Source organism: Enterobacter sp. GER_MD16_1505_Eko_090, from assembly GCF_003331015.1.
GTDB classification, from domain to species: Bacteria; Pseudomonadota; Gammaproteobacteria; order Enterobacterales; family Enterobacteriaceae; genus Enterobacter; species Enterobacter roggenkampii.
This window is the reverse complement of the sequence record NZ_PUQF01000004.1, coordinates 159495-179980: the sequence shown is the minus strand read 5'-3', so window position 1 is coordinate 179980 and position 20486 is coordinate 159495. Positions and strand designations below refer to the sequence as shown.

The following is a 20486-nucleotide window of genomic DNA, read 5'->3' as shown; positions in this document are numbered from 1 at the left end:
AAAGGGTCTGACTTTCGTCAGACCCTTTTTTAACGCCCCTTTCGAACGTTATTCGTCTTCCAGATACGTATATCCGTACAGACCCGCTTCAAACTCTTCCAGGAACTGCTGCTGCAGCGCATCGTCCAGCCCGGTGTTTTTCACCTGGTCGCGGAACTGCGTGAGCAGGGTTTTCGGATCCAGCTGAACGTATTCCAGCATGTCCGCCACGGTATCCCCTTCGTCAGACAGCTCAACTTCCACGCTGCCGTCAGGGAAGACAAACACGTCGACCGCCTCGGTATCGCCGAACAGGTTGTGCATGTTGCCGAGGATCTCCTGATACGCGCCGACCATAAAGAAGCCCAGCATTGGCGGGTTCTCCGGGTCGTATTCCGGCATTGGCATCGTCGTGGCGATACCGTCGCCGTCCACGTAGTGGTCGATGGCGCCGTCAGAGTCGCAGGTGATGTCCAGCAGCACCGCGCGACGTTCCGGGGCATGATTCAATCCTTCCAGCGGCAGAACCGGGAACAGCTGATCGATACCCCAGGCATCCGGCATCGACTGGAACAGCGAGAAGTTGACGTAAATCTTATCCGCCATACGCTCCTGCAGCTCGTCGATTATCGGACGGTGGGCGCGGTTGCTCGGGTCGAGCTGCTTCTGCACTTCATGGCACATATTCAAATAGAGCTGCTCTGCCCACGCGCGCTCCTGCAGGCTGAAGGTGCCTGAAGAGTAGCCGACGTGAATGTCGTGCAGATCCATCTGGCTGTCGTGCAGCCATTCGCGCAGGGAACGACGCGTGCCCGGCTCGTGCATCTCCTGCCAGGTTTCCCACATGCTTTGCAGGGAACGCGGGGCATCGTCTGCCGGCGGCGTCGCTTCGGTGGTTTCGCTGCGCTCAACGCCGATAATGTTAGAGACCAGCACCGTATGGTGCGCGGTCACCGCGCGACCGGATTCGGTAATCACCGTCGGGTGCGGCAGGCCGTTCTCTTCACAGGCGTCGCCGATCGCCCAGATGATGTTGTTCGCGTATTCGTTCAGGCCGTAGTTCACGGAACAATCAGATTGTGAGCGGGTCCCTTCATAGTCCACGCCCAGGCCGCCGCCCACGTCGAAGCACTGAATATTCACGCCAAGCTTGTGCAGCTCAACGTAGAAACGCGCCGACTCTCGCACGCCGGTGGCGATATCACGAATGTTGGCCATCTGCGAGCCGAGGTGGAAGTGCAGCAGCTGAATGCTGTCCAGACGACCACGCTCGCGCAGAATTTCTACCAGCTGCAGCACCTGGTTGGCCGCCAGGCCGAACTTGGATTTTTCACCGCCGGAGGACTGCCATTTTCCGGAACCCTGCGACGCCAGACGCGCACGCACGCCAAGGCGCGGCACCACGTTCAGACGCTCGGCTTCTTCCAGCACGATGGCGATTTCAGTCATCTTCTCGATAACCAGATAGACCTTGTGGCCCATCTTCTCGCCAATCAGCGCCAGACGAATGTATTCACGGTCTTTATAGCCGTTACAGACGATCACTGAACGGGTCATCCCCGCATGCGCCAGCACGGCCATCAGTTCGGCTTTGGAACCCGCCTCCAGCCCCAGCGGCTCGCCGGAGTGGATCAGAGATTCAATCACACGGCGGTGCTGGTTTACCTTGATCGGGTAAACCAGGAAGTAGTCGCCTTTATAGCCGTAGGATTCACGCGCGCGTTTGAACGCGGCGTTAATCGAACGCAGGCGATGTTGCAGGATCTGCGGGAAGCAGAACAGTGCAGGCAAACGCTGGCCCTGAGCCTCACGGGCTTTCACCAGTTTGGCGAGATCCACGCGCGCTTCAGGGACGTCCGGATCCGGGCAGACGCTGATATGGCCCAGTTCGTTGACGTCGTAGTAGTTATTGCCCCACCAGGCAATATTGTAAGTGCGCAGCATCTTGCTGGCTTCCTCGGAGCTCATCGCAACCTCCTGCATAGAACGTAGTACACCCTGTTCGCCCGCTGACGAAGGCGAAAAAGAAGACATGTCGTCAGACATAGCGAACCTCAACTCTTTGTATTAAGTGTAAAACAGTTGACTACTATCGCAGCGTTATACGGCGATAACAACCCATAAACGGCTCCGTTTCCCAGCAGAGTATGCTGAAATCCAGACCGTGCGACCGGTTTCTTATTCATATCATTGTAAAACACGTATCCGAACTCTGTATGACAAGGTTCGGCGAAACCACGAGAAAACTCTTGTATTAACAAGAGCGCCCTTGTTCAGTTTTCACAAAGCGTGACCGGCCCTGGAATCCTGAGAAGCGCCGAGATGGGTATAACATCGGCAGGTTTGCAGACTAGAAATGCGGGTTGCGGGAATCAAATGCGCGCCAGAACGGCTGCGCTGAATTAGCGGAAAACGATGGTTCATTATCTCGTATCACCTCCACGGCCGCCTCTGCTGAAACGGACCCCAAGCCAAAGCTAAAAGTTCACTGCTTTACCCGGCTGGAAGTGGCGACACGATGAGTTCATCGAGCGCTTATTTTATATGAGCCGCGCGCCGCGTTTTATACCGAGAAGGGGGCTAAAAAGCAAAACAAAAATGCGCGTGTTGCCAGCACCGTCAGGAATTTTTGCCAGCAGCAATTTCAACTGAGTGAGAGATGAGTCAAAAAAAACTGGAAATCGGGTGAAGAAGTGACCTAAAATAGCCATCCAGATGTTAATCCATCTATACTGATTAACACTCATACTGCCAGTGTCAAAAACCTGCAGGCCTTGGTAGAATTATCTCCTTTGGCTATTCCACACAGCAGCTTGAGCTAACCAAATTCCTCTTAGGTGAAATAAAACATGGCAAAACACCTGTTTACGTCCGAGTCCGTATCAGAAGGACATCCTGATAAAATTGCTGACCAAATCTCCGATGCGGTGCTGGATGCGATCCTCGCGCAGGATCCAAAAGCACGCGTCGCGTGTGAAACCTATGTCAAAACCGGCATGGTTCTGGTTGGCGGTGAGATCACCACCAGCGCATGGGTTGATATCGAAGAGATCACCCGTAACACGGTGCGTGAGATCGGTTATGTGCATTCTGATATGGGCTTTGATGCCAACTCCTGCGCGGTACTGAGCGCAATTGGCAAACAGTCTCCAGACATCAACCAGGGCGTTGACCGTGCCGATCCGCTGGAACAGGGCGCGGGCGATCAGGGCCTGATGTTCGGCTATGCAACCAACGAAACCGACGTGCTGATGCCAGCGCCGGTCACCTACGCACACCGTCTGGTGCAGCGTCAGGCTGAAGTGCGTAAAAACGGCACCCTGCCGTGGCTGCGCCCGGATGCGAAGAGCCAGGTCACCTTCCAGTACGACGACGGTAAAATTGTCGGTATTGACGCGGTGGTTCTGTCTACCCAGCATGCCGAAGATATCGATCAGAAATCCCTGCAGGAAGCGGTGATGGAAGAGATCATCAAGCCGGTTCTGCCAACCGAATGGCTGAGCAGCGCCACCAAATTCTTCATCAACCCGACCGGACGCTTTGTTATCGGCGGCCCAATGGGTGACTGCGGCCTGACCGGTCGTAAAATCATCGTTGATACCTACGGCGGCATGGCGCGTCACGGTGGCGGTGCATTCTCCGGTAAAGATCCATCAAAAGTGGACCGTTCTGCAGCGTACGCGGCACGTTATGTGGCGAAAAACATCGTGGCTGCCGGCCTGGCTGACCGCTGTGAGATTCAGGTTTCCTATGCTATCGGCGTGGCTGAGCCCACCTCCATCATGGTGGAAACCTTTGGTACCGAGAAAGTGCCTTCAGAACAGCTGACCCTGCTGGTGCGCGAGTTCTTCGACCTGCGCCCATACGGCCTGATTCAGATGCTGGATCTGCTGCACCCAATCTACAAAGAAACCGCTGCATACGGTCACTTTGGTCGTGAACATTTCCCATGGGAAAAAACCGACAAAGCCGCCCTGCTGCGTGAAGCTGCCGGTCTGAAGTAATCGACTGACATCGCTTTTAAAAGGCCAGCCTTCGGGCTGGCCTTTTGCATTTGTGCGATCATCCTTGCCCGGCGGCGCTTCGCTTGCACGGGCCTACGAGTTTTGGGCATTTGTAGGCCGGGTAAAGCGCAGCCGCCACCCGGCTGAAAGGCGCACTATTTGGAACCGATTACACCGCACCGGCAGCTATCCGCTTTCAGAATATTCTCTTTGCATGATCGCCATTCTTCTGCTGTTACATTCCCTTTCAGTTAAGTCTGAAATATCTCCTTTCGCGATGCGCCTCACTTCATTTACCTCTATATTTTCAAAGCGTTAATTTTATTTACGGTTGCACACGAGTGTAACCGATTACACCTATGTGATTAATCTCACATATTTTTACGGGTCGCTCACCTACCCTTACCATCAATAAAACTGATAACCCAACTGGAGGGCATAATGCCTGACAATAAAAAACAGGGGCGTACGTCCAACAAGGCGATGACATTCTTCGTCTGTTTCCTCGCCGCCCTGGCAGGATTACTTTTTGGCCTGGATATCGGCGTGATTGCCGGTGCATTACCTTTCATCACTGACGAGTTCCAGATTAGCGCTCACACCCAGGAATGGGTGGTCAGCTCCATGATGTTCGGTGCGGCCGTTGGGGCCGTCGGCAGCGGCTGGCTCTCCTTCAAACTCGGACGTAAAAAGAGCCTGATGATTGGCGCGATCCTGTTCGTGGCCGGCTCACTCTTCTCCGCTGCTGCACCTAACGTTGAGGTTCTGCTGGTTTCCCGCGTGCTGCTCGGTCTGGCCGTGGGCGTGGCGTCCTATACCGCCCCGCTCTACCTGTCTGAAATCGCGCCGGAGAAAATCCGCGGCAGTATGATTTCGATGTACCAGCTCATGATCACCATCGGTATCCTGGGCGCGTACCTTTCCGATACCGCGTTTAGCTACAGCGGCGCATGGCGGTGGATGCTCGGCGTGATCATCATCCCTGCGGTTCTGCTGCTGATTGGCGTCTTCTTCCTGCCGGACAGCCCGCGCTGGTTTGCTGCAAAACGTCGCTTCCACGATGCCGAACGCGTGCTGATGCGCCTGCGTGATACCAGCGCAGAGGCGAAAAACGAGCTGGAAGAGATCCGCGAGAGCCTGAAGGTCAAACAGTCCGGCTGGGCGCTGTTTAAAGAGAACAGCAACTTCCGCCGGGCGGTGTTCCTCGGCGTGCTGCTCCAGGTGATGCAGCAGTTCACCGGGATGAACGTCATCATGTACTACGCGCCAAAAATCTTTGAACTGGCGGGTTACACCAACACCACCGAGCAGATGTGGGGGACCGTCATCGTGGGTCTGACCAACGTGCTGGCGACCTTTATCGCCATCGGTCTGGTGGACCGCTGGGGACGTAAGCCAACCCTGACGCTGGGCTTCCTGGTGATGGCGGCCGGTATGGGCGTCCTCGGTACCATGATGCATGTGGGCATTCACTCCCCAACCGCCCAGTACTTTGCGGTAGGCATGCTGCTGATGTTTATCGTCGGGTTTGCCATGAGCGCCGGTCCGCTGATCTGGGTGCTGTGTTCTGAGATCCAGCCGCTGAAAGGGCGTGATTTTGGTATCACCTGCTCTACCGCAACGAACTGGATTGCCAACATGATCGTCGGCGCAACGTTCCTGACCATGCTCAACACTCTGGGCAATGCCAATACCTTCTGGGTCTACGCCGGTCTGAACATCTTCTTTATTGTGCTGACTATCTGGCTGGTTCCGGAAACCAAACACGTTTCGCTGGAACATATTGAACGTAACCTGATGAAAGGTCGCCCGCTGCGCGAAATCGGCGCCCACGACTGATCCTCTTACGGGAGGCGCCTCTTGCGCCTCCCCGCTTCCCGCTTTATGCTCTGCCCCTATGAAAGCTCCCCGTCTCCCCATCGCCATTCAGCAAGCCGTTATGCGCAGCCTGCGGGAAAAACTCGCGCAGGCGAACCTGAAGCTTGGTCGCAATTACCCTGAACCCAAACTCGTCTACCAGCAGCGTGGCACCTCGGCCGGTACCGCCTGGCTGGAATCCTATGAGATCCGCCTGAACCCGGTTCTGATGATGGAAAACCAGCAGGCGTTTATTGATGAGGTGGTGCCGCACGAGCTGGCGCACCTGCTGGTGTGGAAACACTTCGGACGCGTCGCCCCCCACGGCAAGGAGTGGAAGTGGATGATGGAAGCGGTGCTCGGCGTTCCGGCGCGCAGAACCCATCAGTTCGAGCTGGAATCGGTGCGCCGCAATACCTTCCCCTACCGCTGCCAGTGTCAGCAACATCAGCTTACCGTCCGCCGCCATAATCGCGTGGTGCGCGGCGAGGCAACCTACCGCTGCGTGAAATGCGGCGAGCCGCTGGTGGCGGAATAATTATCTGAACGTTCAGGAACTTTCCTGATCTGACTGATTGCATACAGGAACAACATTCGTTACGTTGCGGGCTCGTTTTGACACGGAGTGTAAGATGTCCCGTAATTTTTCTCTCGCGGTCGCCTTTCTGACGACTGCGCTCTCAGGCCACGCCCTGGCCGACGGTATCAACAGTTTCTCTCAGGCCAAAGCGGCCGGTGTAAAGGTCAACGCTGACGTACCGGGCGATTTCTACTGCGGCTGTAAAATTAACTGGCAGGGTAAAAAAGGAGTCGTAGACCTTGAGTCCTGCGGCTACAAGGTGCGTAAAAACGAAAACCGCGCCAGCCGTATTGAATGGGAACATGTCGTTCCGGCATGGCAGTTTGGCCACCAGCGCCAGTGCTGGCAGGATGGTGGACGTAAAAACTGCGCCAAAGATCCGGTTTACCGCCAGATGGAAAGCGACATGCATAACCTGCAGCCCGCGGTGGGCGAAGTGAACGGCGATCGCGGCAACTTCATGTACAGCCAGTGGAACGGTGGCGAAGGTCAGTACGGCCAGTGCGGTATGAAGATTGATTTTAAAGAGAAAGTCGCCGAGCCCCCTGCCCGCGCGCGCGGCAGCATTGCCCGCACCTATTTCTATATGCGTGACCGTTACGATCTCAACCTCTCCCGCCAGCAGACCCAGTTGTTCAACGCCTGGGACAAGCAGTACCCGGTGACGGAGTGGGAATGCCAGCGCGACGAGCGTATCGCCAGAGTCCAGGGGAATCACAACCCTTACGTCCAGCGGGCTTGCCAGGCGCAAAAGAGCTAACCTACACTACGGCAATTCGCTTATATCGCATGACACATGGAATTTCTGACTATGCGCATTCCCCGCATTTACCATCCTGAACTGATTACCGCAGGCCGTGAAATCGCCCTGTCTGATGACGCCGCCAACCACGTTGGCCGCGTGCTGCGCATGGGTGCCGGCCAGGCAATACAATTGTTCGACGGCTCTAACCAGGTTTTCGACGCGGAAATCACGCGGGCGGATAAAAAAAGCGTACACGTGAACGTCCTGCGCGGTGAAGTGGATGACCGGGAATCACCGCTGCATATCCATCTGGGCCAGGTGATGTCGCGCGGCGAGAAAATGGAGTTCACGATCCAGAAATCCATTGAACTGGGTGTAAGCCTCATTACGCCACTTTTTTCTGAGCGCTGTGGCGTTAAACTGGATGCGGAACGTCTGAACAAAAAGATCCAGCAGTGGCAGAAAATTGCCATCGCGGCTTGCGAACAGAGTGGCCGCAACCGTATTCCGGAGATCCGCCCGGCGATGGATCTGGAGGAGTGGTGTGCAGAAGAGGACAGTGGGCTGAAGCTCAATCTTCATCCGCGCGCCAGCGCCAGCATCAATACGCTGCCGCTGCCCGTTGAGCGCGTTCGCCTGCTGATTGGCCCTGAAGGCGGCCTGTCGGCGGACGAAATTGCGATGACGGCACGTTACCAGTTTACTGATATTCTGTTGGGACCTCGCGTTCTGCGCACTGAGACAACGGCACTCACGGCCATTACCGCGCTACAGGTACGGTTTGGCGATCTGGGTTGACGCATTATTGGAGAGAAAGATGATCAAGCTCGGCATCGTGATGGACCCCATCGCAAACATCAACATCAAGAAAGATTCCAGCTTCGCCATGCTGCTGGAAGCGCAGCGTCGCGGCTATGAACTCCACTATATGGAGATGAACGATCTTTACCTGATCAACGGTGAAGCCCGCGCCCGCACCCGCATCGTTAACGTCGAGCAGAACTACGACAAATGGTATGAGTTCGGCACCGAGCAGGACATTGCCCTGGCCGATCTCAACGTCATTCTGATGCGTAAAGATCCGCCGTTCGACACCGAGTACATCTACTGCACCTATATCCTTGAACGTGCAGAAGAGAAAGGCACGCTGATCGTCAACAAGCCGCAGAGCCTGCGCGACTGTAACGAGAAGCTCTACACCGCCTGGTTCTCTGACCTGACGCCGGAAACCCTGGTGACCCGCAGCAAAGCGCAGTTGAAGGCATTCTGGCAGAAGCACGGCGACATCATCATGAAGCCGCTGGACGGGATGGGCGGCGCGTCGATTTTCCGCGTGAAAGAAGGCGACCCGAACATTGGCGTGATTGCCGAAACCCTGACCGAACTGGGCACCCGTTACTGCATGGCACAGAACTATATTCCGGCGATCAAGGACGGCGACAAACGCGTGCTGGTGGTGGATGGCGAACCGGTCCCTTACTGCCTGGCGCGTATCCCGCAGGGTGGCGAAACCCGTGGTAACCTGGCGGCCGGTGGCCGGGGTGAACCGCGTCCGTTGACCGAAAGCGACTGGGAAATTGCCCGCCGCGTAGGCCCGACGCTGAAAGCCAAAGGCCTGATCTTCGTCGGACTGGATATCATCGGCGATCGTCTGACCGAAGTGAACGTCACCAGCCCGACCTGCATTCGTGAAATTGAAGCGGAATTCCCGGTCTCGATCACCGGAATGCTGATGGACGCCATCGAAAAACGCCTGCAGAAATAACCCACCAATGAGTGACAGCGCCCGGGTTTCTCCGCATACTGGTCGCTGTCGCTTTTTAAACCAGGAAACAGTACCTCTGACAATGAATTTACAGCATCACTTTCTTATTGCCATGCCTGCTCTCCAGGACCCGATTTTTCGCCGCGCCGTGGTTTATATTTGTGAATACAATGAAGACGGTGCGATGGGTATTATCATTAATAAACCGCTGGAAAATCTTCAGGTTGAAGGGATTCTGGACAAGCTGAAAATCCCGGCTGAAGCGCGACTGCCGGAGATCCGGCTTGATAAGCCCGTGATGCTGGGTGGACCTCTTGCAGAAGATCGCGGCTTTATCCTGCATACGCCGCCGGTGTTCTCTTCCAGTATCCGCATTTCGGATAACACCGTCATCACCACCTCGCGTGACGTGCTCGAAACGCTGGGCACCTCAGAGCAGCCTTCTGAAGTGCTGGTGGCGCTGGGCTATTCGTCGTGGGAGAAAGGCCAGCTTGAGCAGGAGATCCTCGATAACGCCTGGCTCACCGCCCCTGCGGACATGAATATCCTGTTTAAAACGCCGATTGCCGATCGCTGGCGCGACGCGGCGAAGTTGATTGGCATTGATATCCTGACCATGCCTGGCGTAGCGGGGCACGCCTGATGAGCGGAACGCTTCTGGCCTTCGATTTTGGCACTAAAAGCATTGGCGTCGCCGTGGGGCAGCGCATCACCGGTACCGCGCGTCCGCTTACCGCCCTGAAGGCCAACGACGGTACGCCGGACTGGAACCTCATTGAGCGTCTGCTCAAAGAGTGGCAGCCGGATGACGTGATTGTCGGATTACCGCTCAACATGGACGGTACCGAACAGCCGCTGACTGCCCGGGCGCGTAAGTTCGCCAATAAAATCCATGGCCGCTTTGGCGTCTCCGTGAAGCTGCACGACGAGCGTCTCAGCACCGTCGAAGCGCGTGCGGGTCTGTTTGAGCACGGTGGCTTCCGCGCGCTCAATAAAGGCAGCGTGGACTCCGCTTCTGCCGTCATCATCCTCGAAAGCTATTTCGAGCAGGGCTTTTAAGCACAGGGGCCTACAACCGCCCCTGCGCCCGTCTCTCCGCCAGGCTTTGGTCAAAGTTCTGCATGCCTGCCTGCTGTCCGGTTTGAATAATGCCGGGCAGCTGCCACGTTTTTCCTTCTCGTATCAGATTCGCCGCCGCCGCGGTATTCACCAGCAGCTCATACAGCGCGACGCGCCCGTCCTGTAAGTCAGGAACCAGCTTCTGCGCCAGCACCGCCCGCAGGCTGCCGGCCAGCTGGTTACGCACCGGATCTTTCTCCTGCGCCGGGAACGTATCGACCAGCCGCTCAATCGCCTGCGATGCCCCGCGCGTATGCAGCGTCGCCAGCACCAGGTGCCCGGTCTCCGCTGCCGTTAGCGCCAGGCGGATCGTTTCGCTGTCGCGCAGCTCTCCCAGCAAAATCACGTCCGGATCCTGGCGTAAGGCACTGCGCAGCGCGTCGGCAAATGACGGGCTGTGCTGGCCGATCTCCCGCTGCTGGATCAGGCAACGCTCGCTCTGATAGATAAACTCCACCGGATCTTCGAGCGTGAGAATATGGCCGTCAGTATGGTGGTTGAGAAAATCGACCATCGCCGCCAGCGTCGTGGATTTGCCGCTGCCGGTCGCCCCCGTCACCAGAATCAACCCGGACGCATTGGTTAACAGTTCCGGGATTGCCCTCGGCGCGCCCAGCGAAGCGAGCTGCGGACAGGTACGCGGCAACAGCCGTAGCGTCACAGAGACTCCGCGCATCTGCTTAAAGGCACTGCCGCGCAGGCGCTGGCCTCCCGCCACCGTCGCGGCAAAATCCACCTGCCCGCTGGCCCACCATATCCCCTGCTGCTCATCGTTGAGCCACGCTTTTAACAACGCCCCGAGGTCCGGAGAAGGAAACGGTGCCGGTTCAAGGCGGCCCGTTCTGCGCCAGCGAGGTGGCGAATCACTGCACAGGTGTAGATCGGAGACGTTATGCTTTACACTAAGGGCCACAATTTCTTCCACATCCATAGACTACTCCTCGGAAAATGAACGACATTGCGCATAACCTGGCACAGGTCCGGGACAAAATCTCATCCGCCGCAACGCGTTGCGGCCGGGCTTCAGAAGAAATTACGCTACTTGCAGTCAGCAAAACCAAGCCTGCGAGCGCCATCGCAGAAGCCATTGACGCAGGCCAGCGGGCGTTTGGTGAAAACTACGTCCAGGAAGGCGTGGATAAAATTCGCTACTTCCAGGAACAGGGGAAGACGGATCTGCAGTGGCACTTTATCGGCCCACTGCAGTCGAACAAAAGCCGTCTGGTGGCGGAGCACTTCGACTGGTGCCATACCGTTGACCGTCTGCGCATTGCGACACGCCTGAACGACCAGCGTCCGGCAGAGATGCCAGCGCTTAACGTGCTGATTCAAATCAACATCAGCGATGAAAACAGCAAGTCCGGTATTGCGCTGAGCGAGCTGGATGCGCTGGCAGCCGAGGTGGCCGAACTGCCGCGCTTAAGCCTGCGTGGTTTGATGGCAATCCCGGCGCCTGAGTCAAGTTATGAAAGGCAGTTTGCCGTGGCACAGCAAATGGCTGTAGCATTTGAGGCGCTTAAAGCGCGCTATAACACGGTAGACACGCTTTCTCTGGGCATGTCGGATGATATGGAAGCCGCCATTGCGGCAGGCAGCACGATGGTGCGCATCGGCACGGCAATTTTCGGTGCGCGCGACTACTCAAAATAATAAGGAAACCTGAGGAACGCCATGAAGACGTTGACTTTCCTGCTCTCAACGGTCATTGAGCTGTACACGATGGCGCTTTTGCTGCGCGTCTGGATGCAGTGGGCCCGCTGTGATTTTTACAATCCGTTCTCGCAGTTTGTCGTGAAAATCACGCAGCCTGTTGTCGGACCGCTGCGCCGTATTATCCCGGCCATGGGGCCCATCGACAGTTCGTCTCTGCTGGTGGCGTTTATTCTGAGCGTTATCAAAGCGATTGTGCTGTTTATGGTCTTCACCTTCCAGCCGATTATCTGGATTGTCGCCGTCCTGATTTTGATCAAAACCATCGGTCTGCTGATCTTCTGGGTGCTGCTGGTCATGGCGATCATGAGCTGGGTGAGCCAGGGCCGTAGCCCGGTGGAGTACGCCTTGATTCAGCTGACCGAGCCGCTGCTGCGCCCGATCCGTAACCTGCTTCCGTCTATGGGCGGCATCGATTTTTCGCCGATGATCCTGGTTCTGCTGCTCTATGTGATCAACATGGGGGTCGCTGAACTGCTGCAGTCCACGGGCGATATGCTGCTGCCGGGGCTGTGGATGGCGCTATGAGTGCCGTAAGCACCTGCGCTGACGGGCTGGTTTTACGGCTGTATATTCAGCCGAAAGCCAGCCGTGACGGTATTGTTGGACTGCATGGCGACGAGTTAAAAGTCGCCATCACTGCCCCGCCGGTTGACGGCCAGGCGAACGCGCATCTGACCAAATATCTGGCAAAACAGTTTCGCGTCGCCAAAAGCCAGGTCATCATTGAAAAAGGCGAACTGGGGCGACATAAACAGGTAAAAATCCTTAATCCGCAATCTATCCCGACGGAAGTCGCGGCTCTGACAGAACAGGACTAAACCATGCAGAAAGTTGTTCTCGCGACCGGCAACGCCGGTAAAGTGCGCGAGCTGGCCTCGCTATTAAATGATTTTGGTCTGGACGTGGTCGCCCAGACCGATCTTGGCGTGGATTCCGCCGAAGAGACGGGGCTGACGTTTATCGAAAACGCGATCATTAAAGCGCGCCACGCTGCGCAGGTAACTGGCCTCCCCGCGATTGCCGACGACTCCGGCCTGGCCGTAGACGCCCTCGGCGGCGCGCCGGGGATCTACTCTGCCCGCTATTCCGGCGTTGACGCTACCGACCAGCAGAATCTGGAAAAGCTGCTTGTCGCCCTGAAAGACGTCCCGGACGAGCAGCGCACCGCGCAGTTCCACTGCGTGCTGGTCTATCTGCGTCACGCGGAAGACCCGACGCCGATCGTCTGCCACGGCAGCTGGCCGGGCGTGATTACCCGTGAAGCAGCTGGCAAAGGCGGCTTTGGCTATGACCCGATTTTCTTTGTCCCTTCCGAGGGCAAAACCGCTGCGGAACTGACCCGCGAAGAAAAAAGCGCGATATCCCACCGCGGACGCGCGCTGAAACTGTTACTGGAAGCACTGCGTAATGGCTAATTTGCCACCTCTGAGTCTTTATATTCACATCCCGTGGTGCGTGCAAAAATGCCCGTACTGCGATTTCAACTCGCACGCGCTGAAGGGCGAAGTGCCGCACGATGACTACGTTGCGCATCTGCTGGCCGACCTGGATGCCGATGTACCTTACGCACAGGGACGTGAAGTTAAGACCATTTTCATTGGTGGCGGTACGCCGAGCCTGCTGTCAGGCCCGGCGATGCAAACGCTGCTGGACGGCGTGCGTGCGCGCCTGAACCTGGCAGCGGATGCTGAAATTACGATGGAAGCCAACCCCGGCACCGTTGAGGCCGACCGTTTTGTCGACTACCAGCGCGCGGGCGTGAACCGCATCTCCATCGGCGTGCAGAGCTTTAGCGAGCCGAAGCTGAAGCGCCTGGGGCGTATTCACGGCCCGGAAGAGGCGAAACGCGCGGCAAACCTGGCGACCGGTCTTAATCTTCGCAGCTTTAACCTGGATCTGATGCACGGCCTGCCGGATCAGTCTCTGGAAGAGGCGCTGGACGATTTGCGCCAGGCCATTGCGCTGAATCCCCCTCATCTGTCGTGGTATCAGCTCACCATCGAGCCCAACACCCTGTTTGGCTCGCGTCCGCCGGTGCTGCCGGATGACGACGCGCTGTGGGATATCTTCGAGCAGGGTCACCAGCTGTTAACCGCTGCGGGCTATCAGCAGTACGAAACGTCGGCCTATGCGAAGCCGGGCTATCAGTGTCAGCACAACCTGAACTACTGGCGCTTTGGCGACTATCTCGGCATTGGCTGCGGCGCGCACGGCAAGGTGACCTTCCCGGACGGGCGTATTCTGCGTACTGCCAAAACCCGCCACCCGCGCGGGTATATGGAAGGCCGCTACCTGGAGCGTCAGCACGACGTCGAGGCGGCGGATAAGCCGTTTGAGTTCTTTATGAACCGCTTCCGTCTGCTGGAAGCCGCGCCGCGCGCTGAGTTTGCGCTGTACACCGGGCTGCCGGAGTCGGTGATTCGCCCGCAGATCGACGAAGCGCTGGCGCAGGGGTATCTCACGGAATGTGAGGAATACTGGCAGATCACCGAGCACGGCAAACTGTTCCTCAATTCCCTTCTTGAGCTGTTCCTCGCCGAAGATTCCTGAAGGTTGGTTCAGGATTTTGCATCCCGTTCTGCCAGCTGAGGGAAAGGCTGGCAGAGTGTGGAGATGATCGACCTGAAGAAACAGTCGATCACCATGGGTAAAGGATGTTAAAAAGCGTTCACCATGTCCCCGGACCGTACCCCCTAAAAGGGAGAGGGTTAGGGTTAGGGGACCTTACTTCAGCGTCCCCACCAGCGCCTTCCGGCTATCTTCCAGCGACACCACGCGCTTACACACGTCTTTGCCGAACTGCTGGAAATCATCTTCCTGGTTTTTCCACTCGTTCTGAATGGAGGTTTGCAGGCCGCCCAGACTGCCCAGCACGCCCTGCAGCGGGTTACCGCCGCCTTTCAGCACCGCTTTGGCGCCCATCTCGTTGATGCTGTCCTGCAGGATGCCGCCCATCGCCTGGTTCACCAGCTGCTGCCCATCAGCACGAACCTGATCGATCGCCTTATAGTGGAACGTCAGGCCGTCGGAGCGCGTCTCGATAATGCGGTTCATCTGTTCTTTAAGCTGCTTGTCCAGCTTCGTCAGGCGGGTGCGCATGTTACTGCTCTCACCCACCTCTTTGGTGATGATCTTATCCAACGCCACGCGGCTCTTTTCGACGCGCGTCAGGGCACCTTCATTAATCCACGGCAGCGCGGTACGCAATTCGGACTGGTAGTCTTTCGCCTGCTCGCGCTGTGCGGCAGTCAGGTTGTACTGTTTGCCGTTATAGGTGACGTTCCCTTCTGGCGTAATTACCAGATTGCCGTTCTCGCCTTTGACCTGCACGGTTTGCGGGCTTAACACCACGTCATCACGCGGGGTGACGCTACATTGATAATCCGCATGGGCGGTGAATCCGGTTGCCATCAAAGCAACTGCCAGCAACGTTTTGCGCATCTTAAACACTCCCTCAGACAAAACGGGCCAGCTAATGCTGGCCCCTTACTGCTTAATTAGTCCCACCAAACGTCGAAAAGTTCGCTGACGCGGACATCTTCGAGCTTGTGGTCTTCAAGCCATTTACGGACCAGAGCCTGATGTTCTTCGGTGCATTTACCCACTTCCTGGGTGCAGATCAGACCTTCCCAGGCCAGATAGCCGCTACCGTCGAAGGCCAGTTTGTTTGGCTCGATCACCTCGTTGATGAACGCATCCACGTCCTGATCGATCTGCTCAACGCTGGTGCCTTCCGGGAAACGCCACGCAACGGAGAAGCCCACTTCCTGGAATTCTTCGATGTGCATCTTTTTACGCAGACGACGGCTACGATTCTTTGCCATTATTTCACCCTCTCGAACATTAAGTCCCATACACCGTGACCAAGACGATGGCCACGCTGTTCAAATTTCGTTACCGGACGCGATTCCGGACGCGGTACATAGTCGTTGCTCGCAGACTGGTTTTTGTAACCGTCGAGCGACGACATCACTTCCAGCATATGTTCCGCATACGGTTCCCAGTCGGTCGCCATATGGAAGACACCGCCCAGCTTCAGCTTGCTTTTAACCAGCTCGGCAAACGGCGCCTGAACGATACGGCGTTTATTATGACGCGCTTTATGCCACGGGTCAGGGAAAAAGAGCTGAACCATGGTTAAAGAATTGTCAGGAATCATTTTGTGCAGCACTTCCACCGCGTCGTGACACATCACGCGCAGGTTCTCAACGCCCTCTTCATGGGCCGTTGCCAGACATGCGCCCACGCCCGGCGAATGCACTTCGATACCAAGGAAGTTCTGCTCCGGGCGCGCTTTCGCCATGGTCACCAGCGAGGCGCCCATACCGAAGCCAATTTCCAGCGTGACCGGCGCGTCGCGGCCAAACAGCTCGGCAAAATCCAGAGGCTGCTCGCTGAACTCAACGCCCATCACCGGCCAGTAGTTGTCCAGCGCGTGTTGCTGACCTTTTGTCAGGCGGCCCTGACGACGGACAAAGCTGCGAATACGGCGCAGCGGGCGACCGTTTTCATCAAATTCCGGTGAAATGACGTCGTTTTTCATAAAAGAGTTGTCTGCTTGTGAGAATGTTCGGGAAACGGGCATTATCCAAAGTTAAGGCTTCTATGCAAGCATGGGAAAGATCCGGTTTACAGCAGATTGACGCTGTGCTGCAATCTGCGTCCCTGATTATGCGAATCGATGACCATGCAAGCCTCTCAATTTTCAGCCCAGGTGCTGGACTGGTACGACAAATACGGGCGTAAAACCCTGCCCTGGCAAATTGAAAAAACGCCGTACAAAGTATGGCTCTCCGAGGTGATGTTGCAACAAACGCAGGTCGCCACGGTGATCCCTTACTTCGAGCGTTTTATGGCGCGCTTCCCGACGGTGACCGATCTGGCCAATGCCCCGCTGGACGAGGTCCTGCACCTGTGGACCGGGCTGGGCTATTACGCCCGCGCGCGCAACTTGCACAAGGCCGCACAGCAGGTCGCGACGCGCCACAACGGTAAATTCCCGGAAACTTTCGACGAGGTGGCGGACTTACCCGGCGTCGGGCGTTCGACCGCAGGCGCTATTCTCTCCCTGTCTTTAGGCAAGCATTTCCCGATCCTCGACGGCAATGTGAAGCGCGTGCTGGCACGCTGCTATGCCGTTGACGGCTGGCCGGGGAAGAAGGATGTTGAAAAACGCCTTTGGGAAATCAGTGAAGCGGTTACCCCAGCCAACGGCGTCGAGCGTTTCAACCAGGCGATGATGGATCTCGGCGCCATGGTCTGCACGCGCTCAAAACCCAAATGCGAACTCTGCCCGGTAAATAACCTCTGCGTGGCGTATGCCAACCATTCCTGGGCGCAGTATCCGGGCAAGAAACCCAAACAGACGCTGCCGGAGCGCACCGGCTATATGCTGCTGATGCAGCACGGTGATGAGGTCTTCCTGGCCCAGCGTCCGCCGAGCGGTCTGTGGGGTGGTCTATACTGCTTCCCACAGTTTGAAGATGAAGACTTGCTGCGTGAATGGCTTAAACAGCGCGGGATTGCTGCCGATAACCTGACGCAGCTGACCGCGTTTCGCCACACCTTCAGCCATTTCCATCTGGATATTGTGCCGATGTGGCTTCCCGTGTCCTCCGTCGCCTCGTGCATGGATGAAGGCACCGCTCTCTGGTATAACTTAGCGCAACCGCCATCAGTCGGGCTGGCGGCTCCCGTGGAGCGCCTGTTACAGCAATTACGTGCCGGTGCAATGGTTTAGCATCGGTCAAAAAAGAGGAATGAGTATGGCCAGAACGATTTTTTGTACTTTCCTGCAGCGTGACGCTGAAGGCCAGGATTTCCAGCTTTATCCGGGCGAGCTGGGTAAACGCATCTACAATGAAATCTCCAAAGAAGCCTGGGGACAGTGGCAGAAAAAGCAGACCATGCTGATCAACGAGAAGAAACTCAGCATGATGAACCCGGAACACCGCAAGCTGCTGGAGCAGGAGATGGTGAGCTTCCTGTTCGAAGGTAAAGACGTGCACATCGAAGGCTATACGCCACCGGAAAAATAATATCGAGCGGCTGTTGCCCGGCGGCGCTTCGCTTGCACGGGCCTACGGTTTTGTAGGCCGGGTAAGCGCAGCGCCACCCGGCGAAAGCAACGACTAAGCAAACACAACACGCACTCCCGGAATGATGAAAAAACTTTTAGCGCTAGCCCTTGTTGCGCCGTTGCTTGTCTCGTGTTCGTCAAAAAAAGGCGATGATTACAACGAAGCCTGGATCAAGGACACCAACGGTTTTGACATTTTGATGGGGCAGTTTGCCCACAACATCGAGAACATATGGGGATTTAACGAAGTTCTTATTGCCGGACCTAAGGACTACGTTAAGTACACCGACGCCTATCTGACCCGTAGCCACATCAACTTTGATGAGGGGACGATCACGATTGAGACCATCGCAGGCACGGACCCTGCGGCTCGACTCCGTCAGGCCATTATCAAAACCCTGCTGATGGGTGACGATCCGGGCTCAATCGATCTCTACTCCGATGCCGACGATATCACCATCTCGAAAGAGCCGTTCCTGTACGGTCAGGTCGTCGATCAGACCGGCCAGCCGATCCGCTGGGAAGGTCGCGCCACGAAATTTGCCGACTACCTGCTGCAAACGCGCCTGAAGAGCCGCTCTAACGGTCTGAAGATTATCTACAGCGTCACCATCAACCTCGTCCCGAACCACCTCGACAAGCGTGCGCATAAGTATCTGGGCATGGTGCGTCAGGCCTCGCGTAAATACGGCGTGGATGAGTCGCTGATCCTGGCGATTATGCAGACCGAATCCTCGTTTAACCCGTATGCGGTAAGCCGTTCCGACGCCCTGGGGCTGATGCAGGTGGTGCAGCACAGCGCCGGTAAAGACGTGTTCCGCGCGCAGGGCAAATCCGGCACGCCGAGCCGCAGCTATCTGTTCGACCCGCAGAGCAACATTGATACCGGCACGGCCTATCTGGCGATGCTGAACAATGTCTACCTCGGCGGCATCGACAACCCGACGTCGCGTCGCTATGCGGTGATCACTGCCTATAACGGCGGCGCGGGCAGCGTGCTGCGCGTCTTCTCAAATGACAAAGTGCAGGCCGCAAACATCATCAACAGCATGGCGCCGGGGGATGTCTACGCCACCCTGACCACCCGCCACCCGTCCGCGGAATCCCGTCGTTATCTGTATAAGGTGAATACGGCGCAGAAGAACTACCGTCGCCGGTGATCCGCACACCTTCTCCTGCAAGGAGAAGGTGTTCTGCTTCCCCCACCCATACGAAAATGTTATTTGCATCACAATCCAAACTGCAAATTAATGTGGATTGCATTTTTTTGCGGGAGGTAACAAAACATATCGTTGCCAACTGATAGAATTGCATCAAATAACAACCCTGAATGTTTCTATAACAACATATCTCCCGCTCACTTGTGAGGAAAGTAACATGAACCTTAAGCTGCAGCTTAAAATATTGTCGTTTCTGCAGTTCTGCCTGTGGGGTAGCTGGCTGACTACACTCGGCTCCTATATGTTTGTGACGCTCAAGTTCGATGGTGCGTCAATCGGTGCCGTCTACAGCTCGCTCGGTATTGCGGCTGTCTTCATGCCAACGCTGCTGGGGATCGTGGCGGATAAATGGTTAAGCGCCAAATGGCTGTACATGCTTTGCCACCTGGTGGGCGCGGGGACGCTGTTTATGGCAGCCCAGGTGACCACGCCGGGGGCGATGTTCATGGTGATTCTGCTCAACTCGCTGGCCTATATGCCAACGCTTGGGCTGATCAACACCATCTCCTACTACCGCCTGAAGTCCGCGGATATGGATATCGTCACCGATTTCCCGCCAATCCGTATCTGGGGCACCATCGGCTTTATCATGGCGATGTGGGGCGTAAGCTTCGCGGGCTTCGAACTGAGCCATATGCAGCTCTATATCGGTGCGGCGCTCTCCGTATTGCTGGCGATCTTCACCCTGACGCTGCCAACCATTCCGGTGTCTAACCAGCAGAAAAACCAGAGCTGGAGCACCATGCTCGGCCTGGATGCCTTCGCGCTGTTCAAAAACAAACGCATGGCGATCTTCTTCATCTTCTCCATGCTGCTGGGCGCGGAGCTGCAGATCACCAACATGTTCGGCAACACCTTCCTGCACAGCTTCGATAACAACCCGCTGTTCTCCGGCAGCTTTATCGTTGAGCATGCGTCGGTGATGATGTCCATCTCTCAGATCTCTGAGACGCTGTTCATCCTGACCATCCCGTTCTTCCTGAGCCGCTACGGCATCAAGAACGTCATGCTGATCAGTATCGCGGCGTGGATGCTGCGCTTCGGTCTGTTCGCCTACGGCGACCCAAGCCCGTTCGGCACGGTGCTGCTGGTGCTGTCGATGATTGTTTACGGCTGCGCCTTCGACTTCTTCAACATCTCCGGCTCGGTGTTTGTGGAAAAAGAGGTTAAACCTGAAATCCGCGCCAGCGCGCAGGGTATGTTCCTGATGATGACCAACGGCTTCGGCTGTATTCTGGGCGGCGTGGTGAGCGGTAAAGTGGTTGAGATGTACACCACCAACGGCATCACCAACTGGCAGCCGGTGTGGCTGATCTTCGCGGCGTACTCGCTGGTGCTGTTCTTCGCGTTCATCGCACTGTTCAAGTACAAGCACGTGCGTGAACCACACGGTGCGCAGCCGATCGCGCATTGATTGTTGTGCCC

Annotated in this window: 25 protein-coding genes; 17 read left to right on the top strand and 8 right to left on the bottom strand. The window is 56.5% G+C overall.

Going from position 1 to position 20486, the window contains the following annotated elements; all coding sequences use genetic code 11:
• Positions 1-48 precede the first annotated feature (48 nt).
• From speA to C6A40_RS25000, 4 genes are all read right to left on the bottom strand, one after another.
• The gene (gene speA / locus C6A40_RS06440; protein WP_008499744.1) at positions 49-2025 is read right to left on the bottom strand and encodes a biosynthetic arginine decarboxylase; all 1977 of its coding nucleotides are present in this window, start codon (positions 2023-2025) and stop codon (positions 49-51) included.
• 8 nt (positions 2026-2033) lie between these two features.
• Positions 2034-2165, bottom strand: coding sequence for an acid stress response protein YqgB (gene yqgB, locus C6A40_RS06435; RefSeq protein ID WP_127312443.1), 132 nt, complete (start codon positions 2163-2165; stop codon positions 2034-2036).
• 94 nt (positions 2166-2259) lie between these two features.
• Positions 2260-2403 carry a hypothetical protein gene (locus tag C6A40_RS25600; RefSeq protein ID WP_418250466.1) on the bottom strand — a complete coding sequence of 48 codons (144 nt, stop codon included), beginning with the start codon at positions 2401-2403 and terminating at the stop codon, positions 2260-2262.
• 116 nt (positions 2404-2519) lie between these two features.
• A complete protein-coding gene (locus C6A40_RS25000) occupies positions 2520-2690 on the bottom strand; it encodes a hypothetical protein (RefSeq protein WP_045335271.1) in 171 nt (56 codons plus the stop codon).
• A gap of 138 nt (positions 2691-2828) precedes the next feature.
• On the opposite strand from C6A40_RS25000, the gene metK reads away from it, so the two are divergent.
• The 8 genes from metK to ruvX all read left to right on the top strand — a co-directional run bounded on the left by metK (position 2829) and on the right by ruvX (position 9989).
• Positions 2829-3983 carry a methionine adenosyltransferase gene (metK, locus tag C6A40_RS06425; protein WP_008499745.1) on the top strand — a complete coding sequence of 385 codons (1155 nt, stop codon included), beginning with the start codon at positions 2829-2831 and terminating at the stop codon, positions 3981-3983.
• A gap of 441 nt (positions 3984-4424) precedes the next feature.
• The gene (gene galP, locus C6A40_RS06420; protein ID WP_008499747.1) at positions 4425-5822 is read left to right on the top strand and encodes a galactose/proton symporter; all 1398 of its coding nucleotides are present in this window, start codon (positions 4425-4427) and stop codon (positions 5820-5822) included.
• Positions 5823-5880: 58 nt separating this feature from the next.
• On the top strand, positions 5881-6378 hold the full coding sequence (locus tag C6A40_RS06415; RefSeq protein WP_021242073.1) for a SprT family zinc-dependent metalloprotease: 498 nt from the start codon (positions 5881-5883) through the stop codon (positions 6376-6378).
• A 94-nt stretch (positions 6379-6472) separates the two neighbouring features.
• Positions 6473-7180 (top strand): deoxyribonuclease I, encoded by a 708-nt coding sequence (endA, locus tag C6A40_RS06410; RefSeq protein WP_021242074.1) that lies wholly within the window; start codon positions 6473-6475, stop codon positions 7178-7180.
• A gap of 51 nt (positions 7181-7231) precedes the next feature.
• Positions 7232-7963 carry a 16S rRNA (uracil(1498)-N(3))-methyltransferase gene (gene rsmE, locus C6A40_RS06405; RefSeq protein ID WP_021242075.1) on the top strand — a complete coding sequence of 244 codons (732 nt, stop codon included), beginning with the start codon at positions 7232-7234 and terminating at the stop codon, positions 7961-7963.
• Between the two features lie 19 nt (positions 7964-7982).
• A complete protein-coding gene (gshB, locus tag C6A40_RS06400) occupies positions 7983-8930 on the top strand; it encodes a glutathione synthase (protein WP_008499751.1) in 948 nt (315 codons plus the stop codon).
• A gap of 82 nt (positions 8931-9012) precedes the next feature.
• Complete coding sequence (locus tag C6A40_RS06395; RefSeq protein ID WP_045335223.1) at positions 9013-9573, top strand: YqgE/AlgH family protein; 561 nt, start codon at positions 9013-9015, stop codon at positions 9571-9573.
• Positions 9573-9989 (top strand): Holliday junction resolvase RuvX, encoded by a 417-nt coding sequence (gene ruvX / locus C6A40_RS06390; RefSeq protein WP_021242076.1) that lies wholly within the window; start codon positions 9573-9575, stop codon positions 9987-9989. Before C6A40_RS06395 ends, ruvX begins: the two co-directional genes overlap by 1 nt.
• A 10-nt stretch (positions 9990-9999) precedes the next feature.
• Here ruvX and C6A40_RS06385 read toward each other — a convergent pair whose 3' ends face one another.
• Positions 10000-10980 (bottom strand): type IV pilus twitching motility protein PilT, encoded by a 981-nt coding sequence (locus tag C6A40_RS06385; RefSeq protein ID WP_025912467.1) that lies wholly within the window; start codon positions 10978-10980, stop codon positions 10000-10002.
• Positions 10981-10997: 17 nt separating this feature from the next.
• Here C6A40_RS06385 and C6A40_RS06380 point away from each other — a divergent pair, with 17 nt between their 5' ends.
• The 5 genes from C6A40_RS06380 to hemW are packed head-to-tail and all read left to right on the top strand — an operon-like array spanning position 10998 to position 14312.
• Positions 10998-11699: a YggS family pyridoxal phosphate-dependent enzyme gene (locus C6A40_RS06380; protein ID WP_032675475.1), complete on the top strand. Its 702-nt coding sequence runs from the start codon at positions 10998-11000 to the stop codon at positions 11697-11699.
• A 21-nt stretch (positions 11700-11720) separates the two neighbouring features.
• Positions 11721-12287 (top strand): YggT family protein, encoded by a 567-nt coding sequence (locus C6A40_RS06375; protein WP_008499757.1) that lies wholly within the window; start codon positions 11721-11723, stop codon positions 12285-12287.
• Complete coding sequence (yggU, locus tag C6A40_RS06370) at positions 12284-12580, top strand: DUF167 family protein YggU (RefSeq protein WP_008499758.1); 297 nt, start codon at positions 12284-12286, stop codon at positions 12578-12580. Before C6A40_RS06375 ends, yggU begins: the two co-directional genes overlap by 4 nt.
• A 3-nt stretch (positions 12581-12583) precedes the next feature.
• Positions 12584-13177, top strand: coding sequence for an XTP/dITP diphosphatase (locus tag C6A40_RS06365; RefSeq protein WP_032653325.1), 594 nt, complete (start codon positions 12584-12586; stop codon positions 13175-13177).
• Positions 13170-14312 (top strand): radical SAM family heme chaperone HemW, encoded by a 1143-nt coding sequence (hemW, locus tag C6A40_RS06360; protein WP_045335221.1) that lies wholly within the window; start codon positions 13170-13172, stop codon positions 14310-14312. The genes C6A40_RS06365 and hemW overlap by 8 nt, the downstream gene beginning before the upstream one ends.
• Positions 14313-14486: 174 nt before the next feature.
• Here hemW and C6A40_RS06355 read toward each other — a convergent pair whose 3' ends face one another.
• Genes C6A40_RS06355 through trmB form a run of 3 tightly spaced genes read right to left on the bottom strand, consistent with a single transcriptional unit; the run spans position 14487 to position 16305 of the window.
• On the bottom strand, positions 14487-15203 hold the full coding sequence (locus C6A40_RS06355; RefSeq protein ID WP_008499762.1) for a DUF2884 domain-containing protein: 717 nt from the start codon (positions 15201-15203) through the stop codon (positions 14487-14489).
• Between the two features lie 56 nt (positions 15204-15259).
• Entirely contained in the window at positions 15260-15586 is a 327-nt protein-coding gene (locus C6A40_RS06350) for a YggL family protein (protein WP_003862421.1), read from the bottom strand.
• Positions 15586-16305 carry a tRNA (guanosine(46)-N7)-methyltransferase TrmB gene (trmB, locus tag C6A40_RS06345; RefSeq protein ID WP_025912470.1) on the bottom strand — a complete coding sequence of 240 codons (720 nt, stop codon included), beginning with the start codon at positions 16303-16305 and terminating at the stop codon, positions 15586-15588. Before trmB ends, C6A40_RS06350 begins: the two co-directional genes overlap by 1 nt.
• A 144-nt stretch (positions 16306-16449) precedes the next feature.
• Between trmB and mutY the strand changes: the two genes are divergently transcribed.
• The 4 genes from mutY (at position 16450) to C6A40_RS06320 (ending at position 20475) form a co-directional block, all read left to right on the top strand.
• Positions 16450-17502, top strand: coding sequence for an A/G-specific adenine glycosylase (gene mutY / locus C6A40_RS06340; RefSeq protein WP_169809165.1), 1053 nt, complete (start codon positions 16450-16452; stop codon positions 17500-17502).
• A gap of 25 nt (positions 17503-17527) precedes the next feature.
• A complete protein-coding gene (locus C6A40_RS06335) occupies positions 17528-17800 on the top strand; it encodes an oxidative damage protection protein (RefSeq protein WP_008499765.1) in 273 nt (90 codons plus the stop codon).
• 124 nt (positions 17801-17924) lie between these two features.
• On the top strand, positions 17925-19001 hold the full coding sequence (gene mltC / locus C6A40_RS06325) for a membrane-bound lytic murein transglycosylase MltC (protein ID WP_021242082.1): 1077 nt from the start codon (positions 17925-17927) through the stop codon (positions 18999-19001).
• A 217-nt stretch (positions 19002-19218) separates the two neighbouring features.
• A complete protein-coding gene (locus C6A40_RS06320; protein WP_008499767.1) occupies positions 19219-20475 on the top strand; it encodes a nucleoside permease in 1257 nt (418 codons plus the stop codon).
• The last annotated feature ends 11 nt before the right edge of the window (positions 20476-20486 follow it).

Coding starts and splice junctions, on each gene's coding strand:
- speA (WP_008499744.1), bottom strand. CDS start 2,025: ATGTCTGACGACATGTCTTCTTTTTCGCCTTCGTCAGCGGGCGAACAG.
- yqgB (WP_127312443.1), bottom strand. CDS start 2,165: ATGAATAAGAAACCGGTCGCACGGTCTGGATTTCAGCATACTCTGCTG.
- C6A40_RS25600 (WP_418250466.1), bottom strand. CDS start 2,403: ATGAACCATCGTTTTCCGCTAATTCAGCGCAGCCGTTCTGGCGCGCAT.
- C6A40_RS25000 (WP_045335271.1), bottom strand. CDS start 2,690: ATGGCTATTTTAGGTCACTTCTTCACCCGATTTCCAGTTTTTTTTGAC.
- metK (WP_008499745.1), top strand. CDS start 2,829: ATGGCAAAACACCTGTTTACGTCCGAGTCCGTATCAGAAGGACATCCT.
- galP (WP_008499747.1), top strand. CDS start 4,425: ATGCCTGACAATAAAAAACAGGGGCGTACGTCCAACAAGGCGATGACA.
- C6A40_RS06415 (WP_021242073.1), top strand. CDS start 5,881: ATGAAAGCTCCCCGTCTCCCCATCGCCATTCAGCAAGCCGTTATGCGC.
- endA (WP_021242074.1), top strand. CDS start 6,473: ATGTCCCGTAATTTTTCTCTCGCGGTCGCCTTTCTGACGACTGCGCTC.
- rsmE (WP_021242075.1), top strand. CDS start 7,232: ATGCGCATTCCCCGCATTTACCATCCTGAACTGATTACCGCAGGCCGT.
- gshB (WP_008499751.1), top strand. CDS start 7,983: ATGATCAAGCTCGGCATCGTGATGGACCCCATCGCAAACATCAACATC.
- C6A40_RS06395 (WP_045335223.1), top strand. CDS start 9,013: ATGAATTTACAGCATCACTTTCTTATTGCCATGCCTGCTCTCCAGGAC.
- ruvX (WP_021242076.1), top strand. CDS start 9,573: ATGAGCGGAACGCTTCTGGCCTTCGATTTTGGCACTAAAAGCATTGGC.
- C6A40_RS06385 (WP_025912467.1), bottom strand. CDS start 10,980: ATGGATGTGGAAGAAATTGTGGCCCTTAGTGTAAAGCATAACGTCTCC.
- C6A40_RS06380 (WP_032675475.1), top strand. CDS start 10,998: ATGAACGACATTGCGCATAACCTGGCACAGGTCCGGGACAAAATCTCA.
- C6A40_RS06375 (WP_008499757.1), top strand. CDS start 11,721: ATGAAGACGTTGACTTTCCTGCTCTCAACGGTCATTGAGCTGTACACG.
- yggU (WP_008499758.1), top strand. CDS start 12,284: ATGAGTGCCGTAAGCACCTGCGCTGACGGGCTGGTTTTACGGCTGTAT.
- C6A40_RS06365 (WP_032653325.1), top strand. CDS start 12,584: ATGCAGAAAGTTGTTCTCGCGACCGGCAACGCCGGTAAAGTGCGCGAG.
- hemW (WP_045335221.1), top strand. CDS start 13,170: ATGGCTAATTTGCCACCTCTGAGTCTTTATATTCACATCCCGTGGTGC.
- C6A40_RS06355 (WP_008499762.1), bottom strand. CDS start 15,203: ATGCGCAAAACGTTGCTGGCAGTTGCTTTGATGGCAACCGGATTCACC.
- C6A40_RS06350 (WP_003862421.1), bottom strand. CDS start 15,586: ATGGCAAAGAATCGTAGCCGTCGTCTGCGTAAAAAGATGCACATCGAA.
- trmB (WP_025912470.1), bottom strand. CDS start 16,305: ATGAAAAACGACGTCATTTCACCGGAATTTGATGAAAACGGTCGCCCG.
- mutY (WP_169809165.1), top strand. CDS start 16,450: ATGCAAGCCTCTCAATTTTCAGCCCAGGTGCTGGACTGGTACGACAAA.
- C6A40_RS06335 (WP_008499765.1), top strand. CDS start 17,528: ATGGCCAGAACGATTTTTTGTACTTTCCTGCAGCGTGACGCTGAAGGC.
- mltC (WP_021242082.1), top strand. CDS start 17,925: ATGAAAAAACTTTTAGCGCTAGCCCTTGTTGCGCCGTTGCTTGTCTCG.
- C6A40_RS06320 (WP_008499767.1), top strand. CDS start 19,219: ATGAACCTTAAGCTGCAGCTTAAAATATTGTCGTTTCTGCAGTTCTGC.